This window comes from Acinetobacter populi (assembly GCF_002174125.1).
GTDB lineage: Bacteria > Pseudomonadota > Gammaproteobacteria > Pseudomonadales > Moraxellaceae > Acinetobacter > Acinetobacter populi.
This window is the reverse complement of sequence record NZ_NEXX01000003.1, coordinates 387,900-408,549: the sequence shown is the minus strand read 5'-3', so window position 1 is coordinate 408,549 and position 20,650 is coordinate 387,900. Positions and strand designations below refer to the sequence as shown.

At 39.7% G+C, this 20,650-nt stretch carries 17 protein-coding genes; 11 read left to right on the top strand and 6 right to left on the bottom strand.

The genetic code is table 11. The features are described from left to right. The first annotated feature begins 88 nt into the window (after positions 1 to 88). The 11 genes from CAP51_RS11025 (at position 89) to CAP51_RS10975 (ending at position 14,651) form a co-directional block, all read left to right on the top strand. Positions 89 to 3,142, top strand: coding sequence for a TonB-dependent receptor (locus CAP51_RS11025; protein WP_087620798.1), 3,054 nt, complete (start codon positions 89 to 91; stop codon positions 3,140 to 3,142). Positions 3,143 to 3,311: 169 nt separating this feature from the next. After that, on the top strand, positions 3,312 to 6,095 hold the full coding sequence (locus CAP51_RS11020; protein WP_087620797.1) for a TonB-dependent receptor: 2,784 nt from the start codon (positions 3,312 to 3,314) through the stop codon (positions 6,093 to 6,095). A 134-nt stretch (positions 6,096 to 6,229) separates the two neighbouring features. Beyond that, on the top strand, positions 6,230 to 6,622 hold the full coding sequence (locus tag CAP51_RS11015) for a Fur family transcriptional regulator (protein ID WP_087620796.1): 393 nt from the start codon (positions 6,230 to 6,232) through the stop codon (positions 6,620 to 6,622). Between the two features lie 160 nt (positions 6,623 to 6,782). Continuing rightward, a complete protein-coding gene (locus CAP51_RS11010; RefSeq protein WP_245809136.1) occupies positions 6,783 to 7,103 on the top strand; it encodes an iron transporter in 321 nt (106 codons plus the stop codon). A 7-nt stretch (positions 7,104 to 7,110) separates the two neighbouring features. After that, the gene (locus CAP51_RS11005) at positions 7,111 to 9,258 is read left to right on the top strand and encodes a PepSY-associated TM helix domain-containing protein (protein ID WP_087620795.1); all 2,148 of its coding nucleotides are present in this window, start codon (positions 7,111 to 7,113) and stop codon (positions 9,256 to 9,258) included. After that, entirely contained in the window at positions 9,255 to 9,590 is a 336-nt protein-coding gene (locus CAP51_RS11000) for a DUF3325 domain-containing protein (RefSeq protein WP_087620794.1), read from the top strand. Before CAP51_RS11005 ends, CAP51_RS11000 begins: the two co-directional genes overlap by 4 nt. A gap of 151 nt (positions 9,591 to 9,741) precedes the next feature. Next, positions 9,742 to 10,260 carry a sigma-70 family RNA polymerase sigma factor gene (locus CAP51_RS10995; protein WP_171294775.1) on the top strand — a complete coding sequence of 173 codons (519 nt, stop codon included), beginning with the start codon at positions 9,742 to 9,744 and terminating at the stop codon, positions 10,258 to 10,260. A gap of 13 nt (positions 10,261 to 10,273) precedes the next feature. Further along, the gene (locus CAP51_RS10990) at positions 10,274 to 11,290 is read left to right on the top strand and encodes a FecR family protein (protein WP_087620792.1); all 1,017 of its coding nucleotides are present in this window, start codon (positions 10,274 to 10,276) and stop codon (positions 11,288 to 11,290) included. A 122-nt stretch (positions 11,291 to 11,412) separates the two neighbouring features. Beyond that, entirely contained in the window at positions 11,413 to 11,694 is a 282-nt protein-coding gene (locus CAP51_RS10985; RefSeq protein WP_087620791.1) for a ribbon-helix-helix protein, CopG family, read from the top strand. A 129-nt stretch (positions 11,695 to 11,823) separates the two neighbouring features. After that, the gene (locus tag CAP51_RS17490) at positions 11,824 to 11,973 is read left to right on the top strand and encodes a hypothetical protein (RefSeq protein WP_245809135.1); all 150 of its coding nucleotides are present in this window, start codon (positions 11,824 to 11,826) and stop codon (positions 11,971 to 11,973) included. A gap of 188 nt (positions 11,974 to 12,161) precedes the next feature. After that, positions 12,162 to 14,651 (top strand): TonB-dependent siderophore receptor, encoded by a 2,490-nt coding sequence (locus tag CAP51_RS10975; protein WP_245809134.1) that lies wholly within the window; start codon positions 12,162 to 12,164, stop codon positions 14,649 to 14,651. Between the two features lie 282 nt (positions 14,652 to 14,933). Here the strand turns inward: CAP51_RS10975 and CAP51_RS10970 are convergent, their stop codons facing one another. The 6 genes from CAP51_RS10970 to CAP51_RS10945 all read right to left on the bottom strand — a co-directional run bounded on the left by CAP51_RS10970 (position 14,934) and on the right by CAP51_RS10945 (position 20,548). Next, on the bottom strand, positions 14,934 to 15,539 hold the full coding sequence (locus CAP51_RS10970; protein ID WP_087620790.1) for a DUF2238 domain-containing protein: 606 nt from the start codon (positions 15,537 to 15,539) through the stop codon (positions 14,934 to 14,936). Then, positions 15,536 to 16,633, bottom strand: coding sequence for a hypothetical protein (locus CAP51_RS10965; protein ID WP_087620789.1), 1,098 nt, complete (start codon positions 16,631 to 16,633; stop codon positions 15,536 to 15,538). Before CAP51_RS10965 ends, CAP51_RS10970 begins: the two co-directional genes overlap by 4 nt. A 91-nt stretch (positions 16,634 to 16,724) precedes the next feature. Continuing rightward, on the bottom strand, positions 16,725 to 18,104 hold the full coding sequence (gene purB, locus CAP51_RS10960) for an adenylosuccinate lyase (RefSeq protein ID WP_087620840.1): 1,380 nt from the start codon (positions 18,102 to 18,104) through the stop codon (positions 16,725 to 16,727). Between the two features lie 32 nt (positions 18,105 to 18,136). Beyond that, the gene (locus CAP51_RS10955) at positions 18,137 to 18,898 is read right to left on the bottom strand and encodes a lysogenization protein HflD (RefSeq protein ID WP_087620839.1); all 762 of its coding nucleotides are present in this window, start codon (positions 18,896 to 18,898) and stop codon (positions 18,137 to 18,139) included. Between the two features lie 9 nt (positions 18,899 to 18,907). Further along, on the bottom strand, positions 18,908 to 20,047 hold the full coding sequence (mnmA, locus tag CAP51_RS10950; protein ID WP_087620838.1) for a tRNA 2-thiouridine(34) synthase MnmA: 1,140 nt from the start codon (positions 20,045 to 20,047) through the stop codon (positions 18,908 to 18,910). A gap of 21 nt (positions 20,048 to 20,068) precedes the next feature. Beyond that, positions 20,069 to 20,548 carry an NUDIX hydrolase gene (locus CAP51_RS10945; RefSeq protein WP_087620788.1) on the bottom strand — a complete coding sequence of 160 codons (480 nt, stop codon included), beginning with the start codon at positions 20,546 to 20,548 and terminating at the stop codon, positions 20,069 to 20,071. Positions 20,549 to 20,650 lie beyond the last annotated feature (102 nt).

The following is a 20,650-nucleotide window of genomic DNA, read 5'->3' as shown; positions in this document are numbered from 1 at the left end:
TAATTCGGTAACAAAAAAATCAAAATAAATTGAGCTATTTTTGAATTTCAACTGTCTATATATAGGGACACAGTTTTTTGGGGGATATATGGTGGATCGAAGGGCTCGCTTACATATAAGACCCCAATGGATTAAAGTTATCCATCACCTTATCTTTGCGGCAATATTGAACTTGCCTGTTGGTGTTTATGCGATAGATGACAATCATATAAAAGGGTTTTATTACATTAAAGCGGGGCAACTGGGACAGGCATTGTCTGATTTTGCTTTGCAATCCGGTATTGCATTATCTTTTGATCCAGCCCTGACTGAGAATTTGACCACTCAGGGTTTGAATGGGCAGTATAGTATTCGCCAAGGGTTTGAAAAATTACTCCAAGCGACCAATTTACATTTAATTGAGCGAGACAAGGGAAATTGGTCAATCGAACCAAGCGAGGATCATCATCTAGCTGCACGTGATATGGGGCAGTTAAAGGTTATCGATATTCAGGCAAAAAAACAGCAACAAGCGACCCATTTGCATCATTTGACCACTAATAAGCAAACAATAGATGCTGCTGAACCGATTGCTTTCCAGCACAATATGGATCTGGTTCGTTCGCCAGATGATGTGCAGCCATATACCATAATTAGCCGGGAAAAAATTGAAAACACTGGGGCAAGCTCGATAGAGGAATTGATCCAAAAAATTTTACCCATGAACACTTCATTAGCAAATATTGATGGCAGTGGTTTTTTTGGGAATGCCAGCCAGTTTAATTTACGCAGTTTGGGAACAACACATACATTGGTTTTGATTAATGGTCGCCGTGGTGCAGGGATCGGTTATCGGGGAACCTCAGAATCAACCAATCAGCAAAATATTAATAATATTCCATTGGCTGCGATTGAACGAATTGAAATCTTACCAGCATCTGCGTCTGCGATCTATGGCAGTGGGGCGCTTGGTGGTGTGATCAATGTGGTATTACGTCATGATTATGTTGGGACAGCGCTTAATCTTCGCTACGACAATACATTCGATTCCGATACAGCAATAAAAACCGTTAATGTTGTCACGGGATTTGCGCTGGAAAATGGTCAGACACATGTATTGGTTGCAGCACAAAAGTCGCAGGCAAATGAGTTAACGGCAGCCGATCGCAATTTTAATAATCAATATCGTAAGCAGCTACTAAACCATTATCCAGATGCGATCTATGGGATGAATGCTGATGGCACGGCGATCGCACCGCCCTATGGTAATCTGGTGAATATCAGAACACAGGATGGCTCGGCTTTATTACCACAATATAGTGATGCGAGTTTTGCTTATTTGCCTAAAGGGTATGCAGGCTATGCGATTGATGGCTTTGCACCACTGCAATCAACTTTGGGACAGTACAGCCTGGGTTCTGCGGATGCTGTTTCGGGTTTTAGCAGTGCAAGTTCATTGGTTTCGGCCAATCAAACGGATTCTGTTTATTTGAGTATTTATCGTGAATTTACCGAACGGCTGTCTGGTTTTATTGAAAGTAGTTATGATCGATCTGTCCTGCAAGTAGCAACGGCGCGTTATGATCGTCTGAATGTTGTTACACTTGATGCCAATGCAGCGAGTAATCCATTTGGAAAAACAGTATTGATTGCCTTTCCTGTAAGTTGGAATGATGCAACTCAACGCTATCGCTATATCAATAATGATAATAAAAAAGCAGTGATCGGATTGAGCTATAATGCAACGGATGACTGGCTGATCAGTGCTGATTATTCATGGTCAACTGCACATATTGACATGGCTCATCCACGCTTGTTAAATCAGGCCTATTCACAGGATTATATGTCTGGATTGCTGGACTTATTACGTGACACGACCACCTATCAAACTGCAATTCAGGACTATTGGCGTAGTGCATCGACCTATACCGATCAGACTATGCATGATTTTTCCTTACGTTCTTTGGCAACTGTTGGCAACTGGTATGCAGGCAAGATTCGTCTGGCAACCGGTGTGGAATATCGTCGTATTCAGGGAGGCGGTATTCCAGAATATTTGCAGCGTCCCATTGTGGAGATACGTAAACAAAATACCAGTAGTTTATATGCCGAATTAAGCGTTCCCTTGATTTCAGATGAAATGGACTGGAAATATGCAAAATTACTGGAGCTGCAAATCGCAGGTCGACATGAGCGATTTGAGCTTAAAACCGCAGATGCAAAATTTTCAGAAACCTCGCCGACATTTGGTTTTCGTTTTGCACCCAATGATACGGTGATGTTTCGGGCGTCTTATGGTGAAGGTTTTATTAGTCCGACAGTTGCTCAACTTGGCTCAACCTCATTAAGCGATGTTGGTACAGCGGTGATTGATCCTCAGACAGGCAAGCATACAGATGTACTGACGTATACCGGAGGTAATCCGCAGTTAAAGCCTGAGATTGCCAAAAGTATAAATGTAGGTATTGTATGGAAACCGGATTTTATTCCCAATCTCAGATGGTCCATTGACTATTATAAAATTAAAAAAAATAATGGGATTACCAGTCTAACCGCACAGGAAATTTTGGATCATGCCAATAGTTTTGGTGATCGAATTGTGCGAGATGACAATGGTAATCTTCTAACTGTGAATACTATGCCATTCAATGCATTGAGTTTAAAAACCAGTGGTTTTGATATGAGTTTACTCTATACAGTTGATCATATTTTTGCTGGGCTTGATGCCATGGCCAGCTATACCCATGTAAAAAGTTATAAACAACAAATGAGTTTTGCTCAGGAACCAGTTGAATATGTCAATATTCCAAACACCGGTCCGCTTAAAGATTCTATGAGTGCCGCATTAATCTTGCATTTGTCTGACTTATTGGATCTGGGGTGGGAGATGCAATATTATGGAAAATATAAACTTTCACCCTCCAATCTTACCGCAATCAAAGCACAAGGGCATAATACTGTTGCAAGCCAAACTTATCATGATGTCTTTGCACGTTATAAGTTACCAGAAGGGCTTGGGGCTAAATATGGTTCACCACAATTGACAGTGGGTATCAAAAATCTCTTGAATGATTATGAGGTCGATATGAGTAATACCTATATCAGCCAATATACCGATCCGCGCTTGCGTCAATATTATCTAAATCTAAAATTTTCTTTCTAAAAGTAAGTCTCAGTTTTAATAATAAGTATTTGAATTTTTTTGACTAATTATAATTTATGTAGAGAAGATAAATTTATTTTTAAATAAAAGTAATTTTTTGTGAGCTATTTTTTGATTTCAACTGGCATTAGATACGAAAGACTTTCATTCTCATTTATTCGGGGTAGATATGTACGATCAAAAACAATGCTTAAACTTGAAGAAAAAATCTCCATTAAATTTGGCGATTCATACCATTATGTTAGGGATAACACTGGGTTCATCTGCTGTAAGTTATGCAGCTGAATCGGACAATGAAAATGTTACACAATTACCTGTAATTAAGGTTCAGGCGGAAGCAGAACCTGAAAAAGTTGCTTTTAAAGGAAATATGGATCTGGTGCGTTCTGAAGATGATTCGCAGCCGTATCAAATTATTGATCGTAAAGTAATTGAAAATTCCGGCGCAACAAGTGTAGAAGAACTTTTATCAAAAGTTTCGTCGATGGTTACCTCTGTGAGCAATGAAACAGCGGGCGGCTGGACAGGTTCAAGTAGTCAGATTAATTTACGTGGTTTAGGGACCAGTCATACTTTGGTATTGATCAATGGTCGTAAAGGCGCTGGGGTTGGGAGTCGTGGTTCATCAGAATCGACAGACCAACAAAATATCAATGGTATTCCTCTAGCTGCCATTGAACGGATTGAAATTTTGCCAAGTTCAGCTTCGGCCATTTATGGTAGTAATGCATTAGGTGGTGTAATCAATGTGGTCTTACGGCGTGACTTTGTTGGTACAGAAGCCAATATTCGTTATGACAACACCTTTGATACCGATGTTGCTTTGAAAACGGTTAACTTGACGACAGGATTTGCACTTGAAGGTGGACGAACACAGGTTCTGTTCACTGCACAAAAACAGGAAGGTAATGAATTAAAAGTTAAGGATCGTTCTTTCTTTGAACGTGATCGTGCGGTACAACTCGAGAAAAATCCTAGTGCCATCTATGGTGGCAATCCACCCATGGGAAATCTAACCAATATCAAGACCGTTGATGGTTCAGAATTAATTGCAGGATCAGGTGCAAGCTATGCTTATGTGCCCAAAGGCTATCAGGGAGCTGCCATAGATGGGTTGACACCCTTTTATGATACTGTAGGGCAATATGCACTAGGTCTGGCAAATGGTATTGGTAGTGATTCGGGTGCACAAAATTTAGTCGGTGCAAAAGAGAATCAATCTTATACTTTAAACATTAATCGTGATTTTACCGATAAATTAAATATCTTCCTTGAAGGTGGATATGAAGAGCAAAAAATCGAAAGTGCCGGTAATTATCACGGTTTTGGTACGGTAACAATCAAAGCAGATAACCCAACTAATCCATTCGGTAAAGATATTTTGGTAACGTATTCTCCATCTTATGACGATGGTATTGCGATGCAAAATCGTAATGGTGTCACCGAAACCAAACGTGTGGCAACCGGATTTGAATATGAACCCATTAAAGACTGGCGAATTATTGGTGATTATGCATGGTCGAATACCCGTAATGATTTAAGATACCAACGTCGATCAACCGTTGGTCAGAATAAGTTAACCAGTGATATTAATAGTGGTGCGCTAGATTTCTTACGTGATGTGACGACGTATGGTATAGATCTTGATCAGGGTTATTGGTCTATTGCACCAAACTTTACTGATCAGACAACTCAAAGCTATAATTTGCGGACACATGCGCCCATTTTTGACTGGTATGCCGGCAAGATTTATCTTGCTGCGGGTCTGGGACATACAAAATGGGAAAGTGATAGCCGATCTGAAACATCAGCGATTAATGACCCGAATGCGCCTATTACCTATAAGGAAAGTACCAATGATTCTGCATATGCAGAGTTAACGATTCCATTTATTTCACCGGAAATGAAACTGCCATGGGCAAAATTACTGGAAGTGACTGCGGCTGGCCGTTATGAACGTTTTGACCTTGCATCGGATAATAGAAATGGCACAGTTTATAGTGCAGATTTTAATGCAACAACTCCGGCATTTAGCTTTAAATTTGCACCAAATGACACTTTAATGTTCCGTGGATCTTATGGTGAAGGGTTTATTGCACCAACTGTTTCTCAATTAAGAGATCCGGAATTATCAACTTCATTGACGGCAATTAATGATCCTGTTACAGGTGAGCGAGTACAAATTTATACCACAGGCGGAGGGAACCCGGAACTTGAACCGGAAAATGCAAAAAGCTATGGTGCAGGTTTTGTCTTTACACCACAATTCTTACCTGATTTTCGTTTGTCGGTAGATTATTTTAAAATCAAGAAAAGTAATAACATCACCAGTTTGAACGCACAAGCGATTGTGACAGAAAATGCAGCATCGGGTCGTTATGCAGATCGTATTATTCGTGATGCGGATGGAAACTTGGATACTGTGAATATTTCTCCTTTTAATGCTCTTTGGATGGAAACGAGTGGTATTGATACTCAACTTGCTTATGCATTTGATAGTGCAATTGGACGTTTAAATCTGAATGCGGGCTATACCTGGACACAAAAGTATTTGCAACAGGAGTCAATTGACGCAGAACCAATTGATTATCTAAATGATCCGGCTAGTGATGGGCCATTAAAACAACGTGTGAATGCATCCGCTTATTTGCAAGCCAATGATAAGTGGGGTTTTGGCTGGAGTATGCAGTATTATGGCAAATATAAGCTAAAAGATGAAACTTCGATTTTGTTGCAGGGCAGTGATACAGTCGCAAGTCAGACTTATCATGATGTCTTTGCACGCTATAAAATGCCAAAAGCAATCAGTGCTAAATATGGTTCTCCAGAGTTAACATTTGGTATTAAAAACTTGTTTAAGGATTATGAAGTAGATATGTCACAAACATATATCAGTAAATATACCGATCCACGTCTACGTCAGTATTATTTGAATCTTAAATTTAATTTCTAATATAATTTAATATTTCTAAATAAACCTATTATAAAATATAATAGGTTTATTTTTATATCACCATATTTTATTCACAATTGATTGATATCATCTTTAAAAGATTTAATCTGTTTTAAATATTATGGTGTCGTCGTATGGAATTTTATCAGCAGTTGAATGATGTAGGGTTGAGAGCTACAACTGCACGATTAAATATCTTAAAAATACTAGATCATCACCATGCACAAATCACTGCGGATGAATTATATCTAAAATGTCTGGAGATGAACTTAAATATCAGCCTGACAACCGTATATAAATGCCTTGCAGATTTTGAAGCAAAACATATCGTAAAAAGAATTTTTCTTGGTAAAAACAAAAGCTTATATCTAAAAAGTGATAAACTTGTAAGTTGTAATATCCTGTCTTTGAAAACCAAAGAACCCATTGCATATGATAGTGAAAATATACGCAAACAACTGGAAAATTTCTTAAAAGGGTTGGATTTGGACATTGCAAGCGTTGAGTTAAACATTTACACCTATTAGTCTACAGTTCCTGCTTTGCTTGACCTTGCCTCAATTTGGTAATTGAGTTTCCTTTTCGGTTGAAAAAAATTCTCATCTTCATATTTTATTCATTATTTTTAAATAGAATTACAAAGTAATTATATGTTTAATTTTAGACTTTACTAAGGGTAATATTAAAATGGTTTCTGAAAATATAAAAGTTTCACCATTTGATCAGAAGCGGCCATTGTATATGAAATATCGCTTAACTATTTTATATCGCTTTGTGCTGGCAATATTTGGTGGATATGCTCTGGCTGTTGTAAGTTCATTATTACTGAGTGTCGTATTTTCAAGTATACCTGCAAGTGCAGTAATGAGTGCAACCATGTTGGCATTCATTATCCACTGTGCCGTTTTTATATGGGTTTTTATGGTGAATTCAACCCTTAAAGCTTCGTTGGGTGTGATTATTCCACTAATTATATTTACGATTATTTATAAAATAATGAAAGGATGATCATACGATGAGAGTTGATGGCAAAAAAGAAGGGCCACGACAGTCCATGTCTTGGTTGCATACATGGATTAGTCTATTGCTTGGCTGGTTATTGTATGCGATTTTCTTAACAGGCACTTTGAGTTTTTTCCAGAATGAAATTACCATCTGGATGAAACCTGAATTACACCAATCTTTGACCAATCAAACCCAGCAACAACAGTTGACCACGGCCTTAAAAGTATTACAAGAACGGGCACCAGAAGCAGCAGGCTGGAATATTAATTTGCCGACTGCCAGACAAACGACCACCAGCATTAGTATTCAAAAGCAGGGAGAGCAGAATCAAGGTGGCGGTCGAGGTGGCGGCGGCGGTGGTCGAGGTGGAAATCAAATTATTCTTGATACTGCAACGGGTGAAGAAATAAAACCACGTGAAACACGCGGTGGCGGTTTCTTATATCGTTTCCACTTTGAACTTTATGGTATGGATCGTAGCACTGCCCGATGGATTGTTGGTATTGCCACCATGTTTATGTTTGTTGCGATCATTAGCGGTATCATTACACACAAGAAGATATTTAAAGACTTTTTTACCTTCAGACCGGGTAAAGGACAACGCTCTTGGTTAGACGCACATAATGCAACAGCCGTATTTGCCTTGCCATTTCATTTAATGATTACCTTTAGTGGCTTATTGTTGTTGATGTATACCTTGATGCCTTATGCCGTAAATATGGTGTATGAAGGTGGGCGACGAGAATTTTTACAGGCACAAAATCAAAATCCACAACAGGTAAGTCAGCCTAACCAAGGTGCCGAGCGTGGTGGTGAAGGTGGACAAGGTCAACGTGGCGAACGTGGTGGCAATCCAAACTTCCAAGGCGGCGAGCGTGGCGAAGGTGGCATGCAGGCACGTGGCGAAGGTGAGCAGGGTCAACGCGGTGAACGCGGCGGTAATCCGAACTTCCAAGGTGGCGAAAGAGCCGAACGTGGTGGTGAAGGCCGTATGCAGGCGCATGGCGAAGGCGAGCAAGGTCAACGTGGTGAGCGCGGTGGTAATCCGAACTTTCAAGGTGGTGAAAGAGCCGAACGTGGTGAAGGTGGTATTGAAGCTCGTGGCGAACGCGGCGGCAATCCAAACTTCCAGGGTGGCGAAAGAGCTGAACGTGGCGAGCGTGGTGGTGAAGGCCGCATGCAGGCGCGTGGCGAAGGTGAGCAGGGTCAACGCGGTGAACGTGGCGGCAATCCGAACTTTCAAGGCGGTCAAGGTGTAGAAGCAAATAATGCTGAGGAAAATCAACCTCGTGCTGCTTTTGCCAAGATGGCAGATATTACAAAAATGCTTGACTATGCACAGCAGCAATGGAAAGACAAAAACGGTGTTGCAAGTGTAAGTATCACTGCACCAAATACCGTCGATACAACTGTTGAAATTCGTGCAATTAGTTCAAATAGTTTAATTCATCGTAATCAAACACCATCATTAAAATTTAATGGGGTTACGGGTGAGTTAATTCCAACACCGGCAGAAGACGTAAAAACTTCCGTGCCATCTGCGATTTATAATCTCACAACCTGGTTACATCAGGCCCGAGGTGTTGATTTAACTTTGCGCTGGATTCTATTTTTATCTGGTGTTCTAGGCACCATGATGGTTGCAACTGGACTGGTATTGTGGGTTGTCAAACGTGCACCGGAAATTGCCAAACTGGGTTATAAGCCGTTTGGTCATCGCGTGGTAGAAAGCCTAAATGTTGCAGCAGTTGTTGGTTTACCCATTGCATGTGCTGCATATTTCTGGGCGAACCGTTTTATTCCTGCGCAATTGCCTGAACGTTCTGCTCTTGAAATTAAAGTTTTCTTTATTGTCTGGTTGGTGACATTGATTCATTCTGCGATCCGTCCTTATCGTAAGGCATGGCTGGAACAACTGGCCTTGGTTGCGGTGATGTATGCATTGACGCCAATTATTAATTTTGCCACAGGCGGCCGGGCATTATGGAGCAGTATTTATTACGGACAGTGGGTTGTAGCAAGTTTTGATATTATTTGCTTGTTATTGGCAGTGATTTTTGCTTATGCCTACTATAAATTGTATCGCTATCCACAAACACCTGTAAAAGTTAAAAGAGTTCGACCAGCAGCGGTAGATACACAGGAGCAAACCCCATGAATGCTTTGTTATTGTGGTGTATTTTGGTTTGGGGTTTTAGTGCTTTAGCTGCCAGTATGAGTAAGCATCAACGAGATATTTTTGTTGCAAAAGTTCCCGAACAAAAAACGCGTATTTTCCAAATTACTGGCTGGGTGATTCTGACCGTTGCAGCGATATTGGCGATTTTTTACAAAGGTGCGTCAGTTGGTTTGTCTGAGTGGATTGGTGTCATGAGCTTTGCGGCGTTATTGGTGGGTTTAACCTTGACGTACTTTCCCAAAAAGCTATTTCAGCTCAATATTGTGATTGCTGTTTTATTTATTATTGTATTGGTGCTGCGTTTGGTTTAACTTCAGTTAGATTAAATACACATAAATACCGAATCATTTAACCCATGATTCGGTTTTTTTTATGCAGGAATTTTATACAAATTATATACAAACAATTCTCATTATCATAATATGGGTAGTATTCTCTCTTTTTTTAATTTTAATGATCAGCATGAATATTGCTTTAAAGTTTAAACAGCATCAGTTGTTTGCCGATCTTTATCAGGCGCATTATGCTTGGTTATATCATTGGTTACTTAAAAAATTAAGACAAAATGAACAGGCTGAAGATGTCGCACAAGATACCTTTATGCGCATCTTATATGCACAAAATTTTGAAAATATTACCCATCCCAAGTCTTATCTGGCACAAACTGCAACACGTATTATTATTGATCAAGCTCGACGCAAACAGATTGAACAGGCTTATCTGGATTATTTAACGGCTCAAGACCAACAATACGAGATAGAAACGCCGGAAAGTATTTTGCTCGCGGTAGAGTTACTGGAAAGGGTTGCACGTATGCTAGATGGTCTGCCGGAACAACCCCGACAAATTTTCTTAATGCGTTATCTGGAGGGTTTGACTCAATTACAAATTGCAGAACAGCTTAATATTTCACGTCGTATGGTACAAGGTGCTTTAGCAAAAGCCATACAGCACTGCGATCAAATTCTACAGCATGATTAAATAAAGGCTTGCTATGTCTGATATTTCCGGTCAAATTCCGTCAACATCTGATGAGGATATTTCTGCCCAAGCGGCAGAATGGTTGGTGCGGTTGGATGATGAGGGCGCTGATCAGACCATACAACATGAATTTGCTTTATGGCTGGCCAAAGATCCAAGGCATATACAAGCCATCGAAAGAATGAAAAAATTATTAGGTGATGTTGAGGCCATTCATCAACATTATCCGCATGGTGAAATTGCTAAAAATATTCTTCAGGAGAGTTTAAAGACGGCAGAGCAGTCCAGAGCACATTATCTTTATCAGGGACTTGGTGTATTACTCATGTGTAGTGCGTTGGTCATTTTCTTTGCTTCGCAATATGCACCATTGGACTATTGGACCGCGGATCAACGCAATCGCAGTCAATCTTGGCAGCAGTACGCTTTACCAGATAACAGTCATGTCAAAGTCAGTGGTAAAACTGCTTACAATCTACAATTTGATCAGCAACAACGAACACTACAATTATTGCAGGGCAATATATTGGTGGATGTGGCAAAAGATGCCCGGCGCCCATTTAAGGTGGTGACTTCTCACGGTACGATTCAGGCATTAGGTACGCGGTTTATGGTGACACAAGATGGTCAACGGACAATTTTAACCATGCTGGAATCCAAAACTGCTGTATGGTCAGAGCAACAGGCTAATGAAAAAATTCAGGTGGTCGAGGGGCAACGAATTGAAATCAATGCTCAAGGTATCGTAAATCGACAACCTATCCAGATTAATGCACATCTATTGGAACAAGCGTGGGAACAACATAAACTGGTTGCCAATGGTGATGACTTAACCGATATTCTGGATTATCTGGCGATGTATTATTCTGGAAAAATTATTTTTGATCGTGCGAGTTTACAAGGCATTCAGGTGACAGCTACCTTACCGCTGGATGATGTTGAAAAATCATTACAGGCTTTGGCAGAGGAACTCAATCTGGATATACAGCATTCCATACCGTATGTTGTTAAAGTGGTGAGAAAAGAATAAGTCGGTTATAGAGCAATTTTAAATGTTTTGAAATTGATTGGTCTACATACTGATGGCTACTAACATCGTGATGTAGTATAAAGTAATACTTGGTATTACCATTTTAATGAAGGATTTTGTTCATGTCTATTGTCTCAATGTCTATTAAACTTGATTCAAGTTACAAAGATCGTTTAAATCGATTGGCAATAAGCAAAAATCGTACAAGCCATGCATTGGCAAAAGCTGCGATTACGAGATTCATTGAGCAAGAAGAGCGTATTGAAGCAGAACGCAGAGAAGCTGTGGCATCCTATGAGGATTATTTAGAGACAGGCTTACATGTGACTTTAGCGGAAGCCGATGAGTGGTTGGAGAGCTGGGGAACTGATCATGAAAAAGATGCGCCTCTATGTCACAAGTAATTTTAACTAGAAATGCTATTAATGATTTGAGTCGATTAAAGGCATTTTTGCAATCAAAGAACCCTGAAGCAGCGAAGGAAGCTGTTATAAACGATCCGATCCTACTTAAAGGAATTAGGCACTAAGCCGTTGGCTCATGTACCTGATGATGAGCGACCAGATTTTAGGGTTTTAATTATTCCTTTCGGTTCAAGTGGATACAAGGCTTGGTATCACTACAAAATTGGTGGGAATATTATTATCGTTTCGATCAAGCATCAGCGAGAAGCTGGTTTTTAAATTTTTGATTGTTTAATGATTTTCAGAATATTTTAAACCCTAAATATTTAACTCCTTTTTATTTCTAAAAATAAATCATGAATATCAGCTACTTAAAAAGTATTTAATAAAATTTAAAAAATTCGCGTGCAGAAATAATTTTCATTCGTCTTTATAAGTACGCATTCATTCAAATGGGGAAAATAAAGATGAAAACTGCACATGGTCCGTTGTTAAAACCACTGGTTTTGGCAATTCAACTAAGTCTAGTAGCTGGAAGTAGCATATATGCTGTAAATAGCCATGCTGAAAATCAATATTTTCAATCTTATAATATTGGTGCAGGTGCTTTAAGTGATGCCCTAACGCAATTTTCACTTCAGTCCGGCACAACCCTAACGATTGAGCATAGCAAACTCGAAGGTCTTAAAACAGCCGGTTTATCAGGTCAATACAGTATTGAAAGTGGTTTTAATACATTACTGGAAAATACACCTTACATCATTCAAAAAAATAAAGATCATTATATTTTGGTCAAAAAACCGCAAGTACAACAGCCACAAGTTCGTGATATGGGGCAATTAAAGCAGATTGATTTAGTTTCGAATAGTAGCCGTGAAGGAGTAGTAAGTGATGGTATAAATCAACTCCCTGTAATTGTTGTAGAGGCAGAAGATGCGAAATCCTATACCGTAAAATCCAGTAAAGCTGCGACTAAACTGGATCTAAGCTTAAAAGAAACTCCGCAAAGTATTACTGTTTTTACTCGTCAACAAATAGAAGATCAAAATCTGAATAATGTCAGTGCGATATTGGCACAAACACCAGGTGTGACTAGTATAAAAATAGGGCAAGAAGGGACTGGTTATGTATCATATTATTCTCGTGGTTTCACAATTAATAATTATTTGCGTGATGGTATTCCATCGTCTAGTGCATCTTTTGGCGGAAGTGATTATATCGGACTGGAAGATTCTGCCATATATGAGCGAGTCGAAATTACTAAAGGCTCAACAGGTTTGACTAGTGGTTCAGGCAACCCCGCTGCTAGTTTAAATTATGTACGTAAACGTCCAACCGAAGATTTAACAGGCTCAATTCGTGTACAGGCGGGTTCTTGGGATAATTATCGTAGTGAAGTTGATATCAGTGGTGCATTAAATGATGACAGTTCTATTCGTGGTCGTGCTGTTGCAGTTTATGAACAGGGTGGCAATCAGCAGGATCGTTATCATCGCCAAAATGCCGTATTTTATGGTGCATTGGATATAGATTTATCTGATAAAAGTACATTAACTACCGCGATCACTGCACAGCAAATTAAACTTGATGATTCTTCAATACATAGTTTTGGGTTTATTACCAATGATACCCCACCGCAGCAACAAACCACTTTCGGACGCAAAGACAACTCCGCAACGGAATTTGCCTATAATGATATTAATAAACTCAATATTTTATTAGGTATCGAACATCAATTTAATGACAACTGGCAAGGTATTATAAATTACACCTTTAGTAATAACTCTAAAGAACAATTATCCAGTGGCGTGGGTACAGCAGCTATTGTTTACGATTCAGTATACACTGCATCTAGTGGGTTAGTTTATCAGCCTGGGGAAATGTCATTTGGCAATCGTAAATTGATAAGTTCTCCAGAAGTACGAGCTTTAGACATTTATGCTTCAGGTCATTTTAACGCTTTTGGTCATGAACATAATATTAGCTTTGGCATTAATGGTTATACCAATAAAGACAATGGTTATACCCTGATTGCACCAGATCGTGCAGTGCCGATCGCTGGTTATAATGGTCATGTACCTAGTCCGAATTTTGAAAATTCTACACGATATAACAGTATCGTAGATGAACAACAACTCGGTGCTTTTGCAGCAGCAAAATTACAAATTCTTGATCCTTTGAAACTCATAGTCGGCTCACGGTTTAGCAACTGGGAGCGAAAAGTCAGTGGCAGTGAACAAAAACAATCTGGCGTATTCACACCATATGCAGGCTTGATTTTTGATGTGAATCATAACTTCTCATTGTATGCCAGTTATACCTCGATTTTTAACCCTCAAACCAGCAAAGATGCTAATGGTAATTTTCTTGATCCACAAGAAGGAAATACTTTTGAAGCAGGCATTAAAGCCGATTTTTATGATGGACGTTTAAATTTGGCAGCTGCTTATTTTGATATGCAGCAGGATAATTACGCTATTGCTGATGGTACAAATATAACTCCCGAAGGTAATCAGGCTTATATAGGTGTTGATGGTACAACCGTCAAAGGTTATGAATTCTCGCTTTCAGGGGAAATTCTACCTAACTGGAACATTAATGCAGGCTACACGCATACTGATGCTAAGGATCGCAGTGGTAGTATTTTGAATGCACAGCTTCCAGAAGATACCTTTAAATTATTTAGTTCTTTTGGATGGAATAAAATAACTATTGGTGGTGGTGTAAACTGGCAAAGTGAGTTTTTCAACAGTAGTGCAACAACGGAGATTGCAAAAGCCAACCAACGTCAGGATGCTTATTGGTTAGTTAATTTAATGGGGCGCTACCAAGTGAATGATGCGGTTAGCATTGCTCTCAATGCAAATAATGTGCTGGACGAAGAGTATAAAACTTACGCCTATAACTCATGGGGTGATGGTCGTAACTTTACTGCTTCTTTGACCTATAAGTTTTAAAAGTAAATCCCTTCCAAAAATATAAATCCCCCCTAACCCTGAAAGGCATTGCCTTGCAAGGGGAAAGGAGGGAATTTCTACGAATTCAATGCATTATGTAATTCCTTGCGCAGTGCACTGCTTATCCTCCCTTTTTTAAATAGGTGAGCAGCTTTACGGAATATATTCCTCATGCGCAAGGCGGGATTTAGAATAAAGGGGGATTTTAATATGAAATAAGACTGCTTTTTTAAACATATGCTAGGTATAAAGCAAGACAGGAGATTTTTAATTTAAATAAATCTATTTTTTGGAAAAAGCAATCCATGCAATTAGGCTACCCAGCAAAGCCAAGAACATATCCTGATGTGCATCCCAGATATCACCTTGTTGGCCATTATAATTTTCTGCTTCTTCTGGAGATAAACCAATGGCAATCCACCATTCGATTAATTCATAAAACATACTGCTTGCCATCACCCACATAATACAGATCAAGGCAATTTTATAGGACTGCTTTAATGGGTTTAACCAGTGCTGGAAAATCTGATAAAAGAAAGGATAGAGTAAAAAACCATAGGCAAAATGTACAAAGCGATCAAACATATTGCGTTGCCAGCCAAAAAATGCATTTAGATCAAAATGAAAGAATGACTGAATCCATTGATTATAAGGCACATAAGAATATAAATAATGCGCAGCAACAATATGTACTGCCAGAAATCCACAATATAAAACAAAACTGAGATTGGATAATTTGATTTTTTGATTGGCATAGAATAAGGCAATTAACATTAATACTGTGCCAACCTGATGCAATAAATAGGACTGCATTTCTAATGGATTTATTGATGCAAAGATAATCATACTAAAAAGTATGACAATACAGGCCCATTTGATTTTATTCATTGAATAATAACACCATCTTTTTGATTCCATGAATAAATGCGTTTGCCAAAGAAAAATGATGAGGTGGGTTGACTAAACGTTTTAAAGTCAATGCCATTTAAATTTTTGATTGTATTGTAGGCGGTTTGGTTATAGGCAAAGCAGCCATCTTTTAATTCGGCATGTTGAATATTTAATTCTCTGATGATTTGTTGGGTGGTAGGGCTATCAGTCGGATCAATCTCTTGAGGGGTATAGCCTTTAAGTTCATTTTCTTGTGTCCATAATGCATTAGAATTGTATAGGGCATCATAATGATATTGTGAAAAATAAACATGGGAAGAATACTGGCCAAATTTTGAAGCTAATAAAACTTCGCTTGCAAACCATGCAATATTATTCCATGTTCCTTCCCGTAAGGCATAGTAGGGTTGAGCAAAAATATTATTTATATAATCAATGTATTCTTTTTCTTGAGCTTTTTTGGATAAAAAATCAGATTGGGTAGGATCAAAGTATGCATTATTATTTGAACTATCAAATTGCAAATAATTTTTATTCCACTGCGTTTCTACGACTTGATAACAAAGACTGCCTTGAGGAAAATTCTTTTGACCATGATTATTAAATAACTTAGTCAGGGTCAGATTTAAATTGGTATCTGATGTTGGACGATCTGGAAAATTTCCATATTCTCGGTAGCCCGGTAATAATCGATCAAAAATATTGGTGCCGGATAAATCAATTTTTTTAATTTTTAGTTGAAGTAAAACATCAGGCAGATACTGGTAAGTCCAGATATCATCATTTATCGTCAAATAGGCATCTTGTTTTTCAGTGGGTTGAAATAGTTTATTTTGTGTGAGTACATATTGATTGAGTGTTTGTGAGCTATCAGAAAATTTAATGATTTTGTTATTAATAGGGTATTGAGATAGACCAAAAAAATCCTGAGAAATCATTAATGATGGAGAGAATTGTTGATAATAAACTTGATAAAGTGTATCTAGACCATCAGAAGCAGTATAGGACGTATCGGAATTTCCACCACCTCCACAAGCAGTTAGCACGATTGAAGCAAAAATAAGGGTGTATTTATATTTTTTAATATCCATTAAACATCCTGAAAGTATGTCATCATTATTAGAATAACGATGACATACTAGCGATAATTCCTAAGGATAATCAATAGATATAAAATTCAAATTACAAATATTTCTTTAAATCCTTAGCTTGCTGTTCTGCATTACCTGTATAGGTTGACGGGCTAAGCTGTGCTAGACGGGCACGATCTGTTTCCGGTACTTGGGCTAGTTCTTCACTTTGTACAAAACCGACCATCATGTCACGGGTCATAGCTTGACCACGGGTTAATGCCTTGAGTTTTTCATACGGTTTTTCGATGTTATAACGACGCATCACAGTTTGAATTGGCTCGGCCAGAACTTCTTGTGCCTGATCCAGATCTTCCAATAAACGGTTGGCATTCAGTTCGAGTTTACCAATTCCTTTTAAGCAGGCATCAAACGCAATTAAACTTTGTGCCAGACCGACACCCATGTTACGTAGAACAGTCGAGTCTGTCAGGTCACGTTGCCAGCGGGAAATCGGTAATTTTTCGCCTAAATGTGCCAGTACAGCATTGGCAATGCCTAAATTACCTTCCGAGTTTTCAAAATCAATCGGATTGACTTTATGTGGCATGGTTGATGAACCGACTTCACCTTCTTTTAAGCGTTGTTTGAAATAACCCAGAGAAATATAACCCCAAACATCACGGTTAAAGTCGATCAAGATGGTGTTAAAACGACGCAGGGCATCAAATAATTCTGCCATATAATCGTGCGGTTCGATCTGTGTAGTGTATGGGTTAAACGTTAAGCCCAGTGATTCAACAAATGCCTGTGAATGTGCTGTCCAGTCAATATCTGGATAAGCAGATAAATGCGCATTGTAGTTACCTACAGCACCATTGATTTTACCCAGTAATTCCACTTGTTCAAACTGGCGGATTTGACGCGATAAACGATAGGCGACATTGGCCATTTCTTTACCCAGCGTTGTTGGGCTGGCAGTTTGGCCATGCGTACGTGATAACATTGGCTGTGCGGCATGGGTTTCAGCCAGTGCAGCAATTCCAGCCAGAATTTGACGCATGCTTTGCAATAAGACTTCACGACCCTGTTTGAGCATTAAGGCATGAGACAGGTTGTTGATGTCTTCTGAGGTACAGGCAAAGTGGATAAATTCACCAGCTTCTTTAAGTTCGTCAATGTGAGCAATTTTTTCTTTAAGGAAATATTCAACTGCTTTTACATCATGGTTGGTGGTGCGTTCAATTTCTTTGATACGCAGTGCATCATCCTCGGAAAAGTCACGCACAATGGCATCAAGTGCCGCATTGGTGTCTGCACTAAAAGGCTGAATTTCGCCGATTTCAGCATGGTTTGCCAAAGCTTGTAACCAACGCACTTCAACAGTCACGCGGGCATGAATTAAACCAAATTCGGAAAGATAAGGACGTAAGGCATCGCATTTGCTAGCATAACGTCCATCAAGTGGAGAAAGTGCGGTTAAGGTTGACAACATGGCAAATCCTTCATTTCAGTCAGGCGCAATTATAAAGATTCAGATTCCACTTCAAGCTGTTGTTGCTGATGCTGGAGTTCTGCAAAATATCGAATGTGTTTAAGAATTTTCCCTTTGGAAAAAATCAGTTTCCATGGGCTGCCACCGAGTTCTCGCCAATAATGGGCGGCTTGTAATCCTGCAAATAACAAGGCACGGATCAGGGCAACTTCATGGGTGTTTTTAAAAGCCTGTGATGAGCCTTTTACCATGATGCGGGGTTTTAAATGGCTGGCGGTATCACTATAGGCTTGTGCAAGTGCGGCAATAATACTGCTATTTTGATAGTCATAATCAAAAAAAGCGAATTGGCGGATAATCTTTTGCTGCGTCTGCTCAATTTTTGCTTGATAGTCTTTGTGAGCATAGACTTTGGCTGATAATTGTAGCAATGCCATCGCATAGCCAAGTGCCTGTTTGGGATTTTTGGTTTTTAAGCGTGGATAGCGTTGTTTGGGCTGTGGATCATAGGGCATCACCAGACTTTGTTCCAGCGTATGTAAGCCAAGATGCAGATCACTTAAGGATTTAAAAAACACCAAACTATTGGAATTGGGGTTTTGCCCGACACGAATATTTAAAGATGCCTGTAACAGAACCGTTGCATAGTGCTGTCCCAATTCGCCAATCCGCTGTGAACCGGCAGTGGCAATGGCATGCACCAGTTGAGCTGCCTGAAAAACCGCAGCAAGGGCAATCACTTGATGCTGTTCGGTATTGAATTGATCCTGATCGGTGAAGGGTGCTGGCATTGTCATGTTTTAACCCTGCAAATAATGGGGAAGCGGCGCATTGGTGCTATGAATTACACCACCACCCAGACAATACTGATCCTGATAGAATACCACGGATTGGCCCGGTGTCGCTGCACGTTGTGGCTCATCAAAGATCACCTTGACTCCTTGTGGAAACTCTTCATGAGGATAAATCACACAGCCTTGATCGGGCTGGCGATAACGGGTTTTGGCAGTACATCGGAAACCTGATGCAGGAATATCCTGTTCACCGGCAATCCAGTAAATTTCTTCACTATCGAGTTTGGTACTTAGCATGAGGGGATTTTCATGTCCTTGTCCAACCACCAGACGGTTATTGGGAATATCTTTATGCAGCACAAACCATGCACCTTCATCGGCATTTTTTAATCCGCCGATTCCAATGCCGCCACGTTGGCCGAGAGTGTAGTACATCAAACCATGATGCTTGCCAATAACTGTACCATCTTCCAATACAATTTCGCCGGGTTGCGCAGGGAGATATTGCTTGAGAAAATCATTAAAACGGCGTTCACCAATAAAACAAATACCAGTCGAATCTTTTTTGCTGGCTGTGGCTAACTCAAGTTTTTTGGCAATTTCCCGGACTTGTGGTTTTTCCAGTTCACCGACTGGGAACAGGGTTTTATTGATTTCCCGGCCATGTACAGCATGTAAAAAATAAGTTTGATCTTTATTGTTATCTACGCCACGTAACAATGGTGCATAGGCTTCACCTTTACTGTTATGACGTGTTTCACCACGACGGCAATAGTGACCGGTGGCAATATAATCTGCACCGAGTGTCACAGCATAATCAATAAATGCACGGAATTTAATTTCCTTATTACACAAAATGTCGGGGTTTGGTGTACGTCCGGCAGAATATTCTGCCAGAAAATGTTCAAATACCCGATCCCAATATTCCATGGCAAAATTGGCGGTATGCAGTTTAATGCCCAGACGATCTGCAACCGCTTGTGCATCGGCCAGATCCTTGAGTGCCGTACAATATTCCGTGCCGTCATCTTCTTCCCAGTTCTTCATAAACAGGCCTTCGACCTGATAGCCTTGTTCTAAAAGAAGTGCAGCCGAAACTGATGAATCAACACCGCCAGACATTCCGACGATCACACGTTTTTGCATATTGCTTGCAGGCATATTGAGTTAAGCTTCCAAATTTGAGGTAGGAGAAATAAAAGGGTGCTCATAAATCAGCGACAATGGATATTTTTGTCCATTTAACGCATCTTGAATGGCTTTAATGACCAAGGGACTGCGGGCACGTCCCGAGTTTTGTAATTCGGCTAGCGTCAGCCATGTGGCACGAATAATTCCGGTATCGAGTTTTTGTTGTGTATCTTTAATCGGTTTGGCTAGAAAACAAAAACGGAAATAGGTGCGATCTGGAAACATTGGTGGGGTATAAGTATAAAAGCCCAGTAGATCGGTAATTTCAACCTGCCATGCGGTTTCTTCCATGGTTTCACGCAAAGCAGCTTCAATCAGGGTTTCGCCTGCTTCGACATGCCCAGCCGGCTGATTATAAACAGCGTGGCTAAAGCCTTCGCTGTGTTCTTCGACCAGCAAAAAACGATCATCTTGTTGCACCACAGTGGCAACAGTGACATGGGCAGACCAGGACATTGTTTATACCCCTCAAAAAATTACGCTATATGATACGAAATTTAGCAGCTAAAGGCCAATATTTCTAAAAGATCAGGCGATTTTATCGATCTAAACAGCAAG